Here is an 8,933-nt window from a genome sequence, read left to right on the forward strand (position 1 = left end):
GGGGGGGTGGGTGCAAAACTTATTGAAAAATATTTACCTAAAATTGCTGTAACTACGTATCATGATTATAAGCATGCTAATCAAATTAAAGAATTGTTGTTCAAAATCAATCCCAACTACAAAATATTAGTTAAAGGTATTTCACAATTTAGTGGATGCCCTATAATGTTACATGCTTGGATTTAACGAATGAGAATTGGAATAGATGCAAAATGGTTCTTTAACGGTCCACCGAGTGGAAGACATGTTGTTCGTAGTTTAGTTCAAAATATTATTGCTGTTAATAGTGAACATGAGATTCATGTGTTTCTTGACAAAAAAGATTCTAATTCTCAATTTCCATTTGGGGGAACCAAAGTAAAGCGAATTTATTTGTGGGCGAACATTAACCTTATCTCGAATCTATTTATTATTCCATATCTTATTAAAAAATACAAAATAGACTGTTTCATAGCCCAAAATTTTTCACCTTTGTTAGGTTCAAAATGCAGAATATCTTTCATACATGATATAATTTTTGAATCACACCCAGAGTTTTTTACACTTCGTGAAAGAATTTATTTTAAGCCAATGAAATTTCTTGCAAAACATTCAAATTTTATATTCACAGTTTCTGAAAGTGAAAAGAAACGTTTGATCCAATATGGATATAATGCTCAAGATAAGATCAAAGTTATTCATAATGGGGTAGATACACATAAATTTAAGGTTATCGGTAAACAAGAAAAGGAGCAAATTAATAAGGTAAAAGAAATATATCATTTACCAGAAAAATATATTCTATACGTTGGAAGAATAAATTTTAGAAAGAATTTAATAAAGTTGGTTGAAGCAATTGATAAAATTACAGAGAAAGAAATAAAACTTGTTTTAGCTGGGAAAAAAGATTGGAAGAATGAGAATATTGAAGAAATCATTGATAATTTTTCACTCAAAGATAGAATAGTAATGATAGGTTATGTTGAGGAGGAATTCCTTCCAATTATTTATTCATTAGCAAAATTACTATGCTATGTATCTTATGAAGAGGGATTTGGTCTTCCACCATTAGAAGCTATGGCTTCTGGATTACCAGTTGTTGTCTCAGATATAGAAGTGGTAAAAGAAGTTTGCGGAGATGCTGGGAACTATGTTAATCCTTTTGAATCAAAAAGTATTGCAGATATGATTAATAAGTTATTAGAGGATGATAATTTATATAATAGGAAAAAGAATCTTGGTCTTAAGCGAGCAAACCTTTTCTCGTGGGAAAGCTCCACCAAAAAAATTATGCATTTTGTTGAAGAACATTGTTCAAATAATACTTGAATATAATCATTAAGCAAAGAATAGTACTTTAGTATTAAACTACCAATTTTTAATTTGATTGAAAAAGTGGAAAAAATTGTCACTATTACCGGTATCCGTCCTGATTTTATACGAATGAGTAAAGTTTTTGAGCGGCTCGATCAAAACTTTGAACATATCATGATTCACACCGGTCAGCATTACGATGACGAGTTGAGCAAAATATTTTTTAGCGAACTCAAAATCCGCAAACCGGATTTCACACTTGCGACCGGGCAGTGCAGCTCCAACCATTACGAACAATTATCATATCTCTCCAAAGAAGTAATCTATTTGTTGAAACGAAAAAAAATTGAACCGGCAATAATTCTTTTTTTGGGCGATTCAAACTCGGCATTGGTGAGCGCGCCATTATTTAAGGAAGGTTACAAAATCGGTCACATCGAAGGCGGCATGCGTTCGTACGATAGAAGAATGCCGGAAGAAGTTAACCGCGTCATTTGTGATTATGTCTCCGACCTCGTTTTCGTTTACACACCGCTCTACAAAGAAAGATTGATTCAGGAAAACAAGGAAGCGGATAAAATTTTTGTCGTCGGCAATACAATTGTTGAAGTAGTAAAGCAATACATGCCGCAAGGAAAACGTTCGCGCGATTTTATTGTCGCCGATATTCACCGCAACGAAAATTTGAATAGCATAAAACAGTTCAATCACATTTTAACTTTTCTGGATCAACTCGGTAAGAAAACCGGTTTGGAAGTGCGGCTCGTAAAATTTATCAGAGCAGTAAAATTGATTGAGCAGAATAATCTTCTCGCAGATAAAAAAAATATCAAACTCGTTGGTCCGTACGGATTTCTCGATTACTTGAATCTTCAATACAACGCATGCGGAATAGTGTCGGATTCCGGGACAAGTCAGGAGGAATGCCCACTGCTCGGAGTACCGGTTGCAGTTCCAAGATTGAAAACAGAGAGACCAGAATCAATAGAAAATGGGAATAGCATTCTTGTGGGTGAAACCAGGCCAATCAATAAGATGGTGAATGAAACAATTTCATTTTTCGAAAATTATTCCGTTTCAAAAAAAAATTTGAAGTGGCTCGGCAACGGAACCACATCGGAAAAAATTGTGAAAATATTAAAAAGGAAACTCTAACATGAAAAATGTATTGATAGTTGGTGGTGCCGGTTACGTAGGAGGCGCAATAACGGATTTAATAAAGCAATCCAATTACAATGTACGTGTTTATGATGCGCTTCTATACGAAGATTCTTTCCGGAAGCCGGTTGATTTTGTTTACGGTGATATACGTGATCACGAAAAACTTATTCCGCATCTCAAATGGGCTGATGTGGTTGTTTGGCTTGCGGCAATTGTTGGTGACGGTGCTTGCCAGTTGAATCCCGAATTAACAAAATCAATCAATCAGGATTCTGTTGCTTGGCTTGCAAATAATTATCACGGCAGAATTGTTTTTATGTCCACATGTTCGGTTTACGGTGCACAGAAGAGCGAGTTGAACGAAAATTCTCTGGTAAATCCTCTATCCGTTTATGCAGAAACAAAATTGAACGCGGAAAAATATTTGAAACATAAAAATGCAATCATCTTCCGGCTCGGAACTTTGTTTGGTGTAGGCGATCTTTATTCACGCATCCGTTTGGATTTGGTTGTGAATATTCTAACAGTACGTGCATACGTTGAAGGACAAATTAGTGTATTCGGCGGTGATCAATTCCGTCCGCTGCTTCACGTTAAAGATGTAGCGCGTGCCGTGCTAATGAATTTGGAAACAGAACACAAAGGTGTTTACAATCTTGCGCGTCAAAACGTTCGCATAATGGATTTGGCGTATCAAGTTCGAATGCACTTTCCCGATATGATTATTGAACACACTGACATGCCGTTTCAGGATACACGCAATTACCGCGTTTCGGCAAAAAAAGCTGAAGAAGTTTTCGGATTCAAATCGATTCATTCTGTTGATGAAGGAATTGAGGAATTAAAATTTTTGGTAGAAACAAAACGAATAAAAGATTTGAAGAGTCCGCGTTATTCAAATCAGGATTATTTAAAAGAAAATCAAAAAAAGTTATTTATTAAATCATTTAACAAAATTGGTGTGGTAAAATGACAAATGATGTTCAACCATATTTGATTAAAGGCGGTTTAGCTATCGATGACCGTGGTACTGTTAGTTTTGTAAATGATTTCAATTTTGATGGAGTAAAAAGATTTTACACGGTCGAAAATCATAAACAAGGATTTGTCCGTGCATGGCACGCTCACCGCAACGAATCAAAATATGTGATGGTTGTAAAAGGTTCGGCGGTAATCGGTACAGTAGAAATTGACGATTGGGGAAATCCGTCTAAAGATTTAAAGGTGCATCGGTTTGTGTTGAGCGAAAAAAAACCTTCAGTCCTATTTATCCCGGCCGGATATGCAAACGGATTTATGTCGTTAACCGATGACACAAAAATAATTTTCTTTTCAACGTCGGAATTAAAAGATAGTCTCAATGATGATTTACGTTACGATGCATATTATTGGGATATCTGGAAAATAGAGGAAAGGTGATCATGGAAAAAATTTTGGTAACCGGTTCAACCGGGATGCTTGGTTATGCGGTAAGCTCGTATTTCAAATCAAGAGGGTATGATGTTCTTGATCTATCCCGTAACGAGTTTGATATCGCAAACGATTCAATGACAAAGTTCGAAATATTTCTCGATGGCGTTGATGTTGTAATCAACTGTGCCGGAGTAATTAAACCAACGATTGCGAAGAACACTATCGAAAATGTTTTGAAAATTAATTCACTCTTTCCTAGAAATCTTGCAAAAGTTTGTAACAAATACGGAATAAAATGTTTTCACATTACTACCGATTGTGTTTACACCGGCAAAAAAGGGAAGTACACTGAAGAAGATTACTTTGATGCTGATGATCTTTACGGCTTGAGCAAAAACGCTGGAGAGAATAAAGACTGTATGGTACTACGCACCTCGATTATCGGCGAGGAGAACGGACAGAACCGCTCTCTGCTTGAATGGGCAAAAAGTCAAGCCGGTAAAGAAGTGAACGGATTTACAAATCATTTGTGGAATGGTGTTACAACTTTATACCTCGCAGAAGTAATCGAAAATATTTTGAAGAACAATCTTTATCAAAATGGAATTTTTCACATCCACTCTCCGAATACCGTTAACAAGTATGAGGTTCTGCAAATTTTCAACGACGTGTATGAATTGAATTTGAAAATCAACGCAGCAGAAGCCAAAGAAGCAGTTGATAGAAGTATTGCAACCATATATAGTATAGTGGCTAAATTCTGTACTAAGCCATTGCAACAGCAAATTAAAGAAATGCGTGTATTTTTTAAAAAAAAATCATAATAAACTTTAGAATATCAAAATGAAAATTGCAATAATAGGTACTAAAGGCTGGAGTTATGCTGGGCATGAAGATTTGATAAGAGAAATGGGATGGAGATTTGTAGAAGATGGGCATAAGTTTGTTATCCATGCTTGGGCTCAAAAAAAAAATAATACATACTATTTTAAAGATGATGTAATTCAAAACGGAGTTAAGCGAGTTTTTCATAAGACTTCAGATGGAAAATTTCTTGGACAATTAATTGTGGCTTTTAAATCTTCTCTCAAAGCTGCTTTTTCAGATTGCGATTTAATTTATTATGCATTCATTCAAAATGGGATATATAGTTGGATTCCTAGATTATTAGGAAAGAAAATAGTTTGCAATGTCAATGGCATAATGTGGAAAGATCCAAAGTGGCCAATAATTTTTAGGCACATCTTTTTTCCTCTTGGTGCATATTTAACTTATTTCATTTCACATAAAACTATTACTGACTCGTTACATATGCAAGAATTGTACAAGAAAAAATTTAAAATGACAATTGATTGGATTGGGTATGGCTGTGATGATATAGTTCCTGGGAAAAAAGAAATAGATTTGGTTAACTTACATCCTAATGGTTATTATTTGATCATGAGCCGAATAACACCTCACAATTTAACAGATATCATGATAGAAGGTTACTTGAAGTCAGGGAGTAAAAAAGATTTGGTAATAGCCGGCCATATACCTAATAACTTATGGTTCAGAAGTATCAAAAAAAAATGTGAAAATAAAAGCATCTCATTTTTGGGCTTAATTAGTGATCAGGATTACTTAACACAAATAATTTTGAATTCTTGTGCATATTTGCATGGTCATTCACTTGGAGGTATAAATCCAGCGTTAGTTCGTGTAACCGGATTAGACAAACCGGTGATATGTATTGATACAATTTTTAATAGAGAGGTTGTTGAATATCCAAATAGAAAACTGCAAGCAATAGTTTTTATTAAGAACTATATTTCTGTTGCCAACGCAATCCAGAAGTATGAGAATAACGAAGTGTATTTTACGAATGAAGCAAAAAATCTCGGTTCTAAAATTAGAGCAACAATGTCCTGGGGAAAAATATATCAAAAATATTTAATGTTATTTAAAAGTATGTGATATATGAACTGTTCACTTGAGACTTTAAGTCAGTCAATTAATTTATTGTTTCTTATTAAAAATAGGTAATTATGCAAAATTAGGTCTAAGCGACAATTAGAATGTTGTAATGCCTATTAAAAATAATCTGATTTAGTAATTGAAAAATATTTATAAATGATGAATGCCTTAATAATTGGAGATGATGTTGGATCGAATTGCTAATTCTAATTTATTTTAAAGCATGGTAACTAACCGAACCTATCTTTATTTTTTCCGACAATTTATAGATTACATTTGCATTATCATTTCATTCTTTCTTGCGAAGCATTTATCCACAGAAGGAATAGAGCATGTTTATAATAACAGTGCTAATGAAATTCTGCTTCTTCTCCTCCTTCTTTTAACCTGGTATTTTTCTACTAATACTAGTAAACTTTATGATGAGTTTCGTTCGAGAAATCTCAGTTATGAAATAAATATACTTTTAAAAAATATATTAATTCAATTTGCTGTAACGATAATCCTTATTTTTCTAATTAAAGAAATTCAATTCTCCCGTTTATTTGTTTTATACTATATTTTTAACTTATTGGCTCTTCTCATAATACAAAAATTATTTTTAAATTTTCTTTTAATCCTACTTCGTCTTAAAGGTAGGAACTTACGTTCCATTCTAATAATCGGTGCTGGTGAAGTAGGAATGCGTTTCTTTGATTCAATTAAAGAAAATCCCCAGTTCGGTTATAAAGTAGTAGGATTTCTAGATGATTTTGAGATTCCTATGTCTGAGGATCTCTATCTCGGTTCTGTTAATTCTCTCAATAAAATATTACTTGAAAAAGAGATTGATAATGTAATTGTCGCACTTCCTAATTATGCTTCAGAAAAGATTCATCATGTTATTAATATCTGCGAAAGAAACGGTAAAGTTGTCCGCGTCATACCAGATTATTTCAGATTTGCTTCGTCACGATATAGTGTTTCCATGTTCGGGCAGTTTCCAGTTATTGCTGTCAAAGAAGAAAAAATTGATACCTATTTTTGGCGTTTAGTTAAAAGAGTTTTTGATATTGCATTCAGTTCGATAGTTATAATCATATTACTTTTATGGCTTTTTCCAGTAGTTGCTTTACTCATTATAGCTGATACCAGGGGTCCAGTTATATTTAAACAGGAAAGATGGGGTAGGAATAATAAGAAATTTATAGTTTATAAATTCCGTACAATGCGGTGTGAATCTAAAGATATAGACGCTAACGGTAAATTTTGCCAGGCAACTCAAAATGATTCTCGTATAACAAAACTTGGGAGATTTCTTCGTAAAACAAATATTGATGAATTGTTACAGTTTATTAATGTATTAAAAGGTGAAATGTCCGTAGTTGGTCCCAGACCACATCCAACTCCACTCAATATGGAATCTTTATATAAAATAGATTACTATCTAAAACGTCATTTCGTCAAACCAGGCATTACCGGCTGGGCGCAAGTCCATGGTCTCCGTGGTGAAACGTCGGATATCGCTCTCATGGAAAAAAGAGTAGAATATGATCTATGGTATATAGAAAACTGGTCGTTACTTCTCGATATTCAGATTGTATTTATGACAATCTGGAATATGTTAAAAGGAGACCCAAATGCGTATTAGTTGTTTTTTGGTTAGAAAGTGAAAGTTATAAAAAGATATTTTTTAATTTTCTTTTTTACTTTTTCTTTTTTACACTCTCAAAACCTCGAAGGTCTTTCGGGGCTTTTTTATATACCAACCGCGGATATAGGGAAAGATAGTGAAGTAACAGTGGGTGCATCATTCGTAGATAAAAAATTGATATCATTCAGTGGGTATAATGAGGATGCAATTACTCCTTATATAACCGTTAATTTTCTACCATTCATAGAATTTAGTGTTAGGATTACTCATTTACTAGATTCCATAATTACTACACAGGGTATAGGTGATAGAACGGTTAGTATAAGGATAAGGTTAGTAGAGGAAAATGAATATGTACCTTCGATTTTAGTTGGATTGCATGATATAATTGGAATTTATGGAGGCGCTGAAGCTGTGAGAAATAATGCATTGTACTTAGCTCTTTCGAAACACTTAACTATAAGTTCAAAAATAATTAATAAAGTTTCATTGCATACTGGTTATGGAACAGATATTATAAATGCACAGAATCATAAATTTATAGGTTTATTTGGTGGTATAAGTTGTTCATTCTTAAGCTTTATTGAATTAATAGGTGAATATGATACGATTAGGTTTAATAGCGGTGTACGGATAGCACTTTTTAATAAAATTAAATTATTAGCCGGTTTTATAGATATGAAAAAATTTTCTGGTTCCTTATCATATTCTTTCCAACTCTAACCTAATCTCCTTATCAACCCGTTGAATCGGATATACTCAATACAGTTACAACATGATTAATTTATTTCATACAAGATAATCGGTGGTCTGTTATCGGTTATCAGTATTATAAGAAGTTTCGGTCGACGTATACGCCGCCCCTACGAATTGGTAATTGAAAACTTATCGATAGATTATATCGGTTAGAATTTGGGAGGCATGTATGCCGCCCCTACATCATATAATTTCTTTTCTTAAAAATCATAGTTATATTTTTACATGAAAAATTTTGCGCTTACCGGTGTTGCCGGTTATATAGCTCCAAGACATTTAAAAGCAATTAAAGAGACGGGAAATAATTTGATTGCCGCTATGGATCCTCATGATTCAGTTGGAATACTCGATCAGTATTTCCCTGATTCTGCATTCTTTACCGAGTTTGAGCGGTTTGACCGGCATATCGAGATGCTTAAAAGAAAAGATAAAAATTTTAATCTCGATTATCTTTCAATATGTTCTCCTAATAATCTTCATGATGCACATATTAGGTTTGCGCTTAGAACCGGTGCAGATGCAATTTGTGAAAAACCACTCGTACTTAATCCATGGAATCTGGATGCCCTCGAATTGCTGGAAAAGGAATTTGGTAAAAAGGTATATACTGTTCTGCAGCTTAGGGTACATCCATCACTAATTGCTTTGAAAGAGAAAATAATCTCAATTAAAAATGAAAAATTAAAAATTAAAAATTCAGAATCTGCCAAAAAGACTCGCC

At 33.7% G+C, this 8,933-nt stretch carries 10 protein-coding genes; all 10 read left to right on the plus strand.

Features of this window, described 5'->3' with window-relative positions:
- Positions 1-186: hypothetical protein (locus tag AB1349_11425; protein ID MEW6557939.1), on the plus strand; the 186-nt coding region annotated here is incomplete at its 5' end.
- Positions 187-189: 3 nt separating this feature from the next.
- Positions 190-1,308: a glycosyltransferase family 1 protein gene (locus AB1349_11430; GenBank protein MEW6557940.1), complete on the plus strand. Its 1,119-nt coding sequence runs from the start codon at positions 190-192 to the stop codon at positions 1,306-1,308.
- Positions 1,309-1,374: 66 nt separating this feature from the next.
- Positions 1,375-2,448, plus strand: a complete 1,074-nt coding sequence (gene wecB / locus AB1349_11435; GenBank protein ID MEW6557941.1) for a UDP-N-acetylglucosamine 2-epimerase (non-hydrolyzing) — start codon at positions 1,375-1,377, stop codon at positions 2,446-2,448.
- Position 2,449: 1 nt separating this feature from the next.
- Positions 2,450-3,427 (plus strand): SDR family oxidoreductase, encoded by a 978-nt coding sequence (locus tag AB1349_11440; protein ID MEW6557942.1) that lies wholly within the window; start codon positions 2,450-2,452, stop codon positions 3,425-3,427.
- Positions 3,424-3,873, plus strand: a complete 450-nt coding sequence (locus AB1349_11445) for a dTDP-4-dehydrorhamnose 3,5-epimerase family protein (protein ID MEW6557943.1) — start codon at positions 3,424-3,426, stop codon at positions 3,871-3,873. The genes AB1349_11440 and AB1349_11445 overlap by 4 nt, the downstream gene beginning before the upstream one ends.
- Before the next feature lie 2 nt (positions 3,874-3,875).
- Entirely contained in the window at positions 3,876-4,691 is an 816-nt protein-coding gene (locus AB1349_11450; protein ID MEW6557944.1) for an SDR family oxidoreductase, read from the plus strand.
- A 19-nt stretch (positions 4,692-4,710) separates the two neighbouring features.
- Positions 4,711-5,823 carry a hypothetical protein gene (locus tag AB1349_11455; protein MEW6557945.1) on the plus strand — a complete coding sequence of 371 codons (1,113 nt, stop codon included), beginning with the start codon at positions 4,711-4,713 and terminating at the stop codon, positions 5,821-5,823.
- Between the two features lie 223 nt (positions 5,824-6,046).
- Positions 6,047-7,453, plus strand: a complete 1,407-nt coding sequence (locus tag AB1349_11460; protein ID MEW6557946.1) for an undecaprenyl-phosphate glucose phosphotransferase — start codon at positions 6,047-6,049, stop codon at positions 7,451-7,453.
- Between the two features lie 18 nt (positions 7,454-7,471).
- Positions 7,472-8,179, plus strand: coding sequence for a YjbH domain-containing protein (locus AB1349_11465; protein MEW6557947.1), 708 nt, complete (start codon positions 7,472-7,474; stop codon positions 8,177-8,179).
- A 258-nt stretch (positions 8,180-8,437) separates the two neighbouring features.
- On the plus strand, positions 8,438-8,933 hold a 496-nt coding region (locus tag AB1349_11470; protein ID MEW6557948.1), incomplete at its 3' end, for a Gfo/Idh/MocA family oxidoreductase.

Source organism: Elusimicrobiota bacterium, from assembly GCA_040757695.1.
Taxonomy (GTDB): Bacteria; Elusimicrobiota; UBA8919; order UBA8919; family UBA8919; genus JBFLWK01.

Coding starts and splice junctions, on each gene's coding strand:
- AB1349_11445 (MEW6557943.1), top strand. CDS start 3,424: ATGACAAATGATGTTCAACCATATTTGATTAAAGGCGGTTTAGCTATC.
- AB1349_11460 (MEW6557946.1), top strand. CDS start 6,047: ATGGTAACTAACCGAACCTATCTTTATTTTTTCCGACAATTTATAGAT.
- AB1349_11455 (MEW6557945.1), top strand. CDS start 4,711: ATGAAAATTGCAATAATAGGTACTAAAGGCTGGAGTTATGCTGGGCAT.
- AB1349_11440 (MEW6557942.1), top strand. CDS start 2,450: ATGAAAAATGTATTGATAGTTGGTGGTGCCGGTTACGTAGGAGGCGCA.
- AB1349_11450 (MEW6557944.1), top strand. CDS start 3,876: ATGGAAAAAATTTTGGTAACCGGTTCAACCGGGATGCTTGGTTATGCG.
- AB1349_11430 (MEW6557940.1), top strand. CDS start 190: ATGAGAATTGGAATAGATGCAAAATGGTTCTTTAACGGTCCACCGAGT.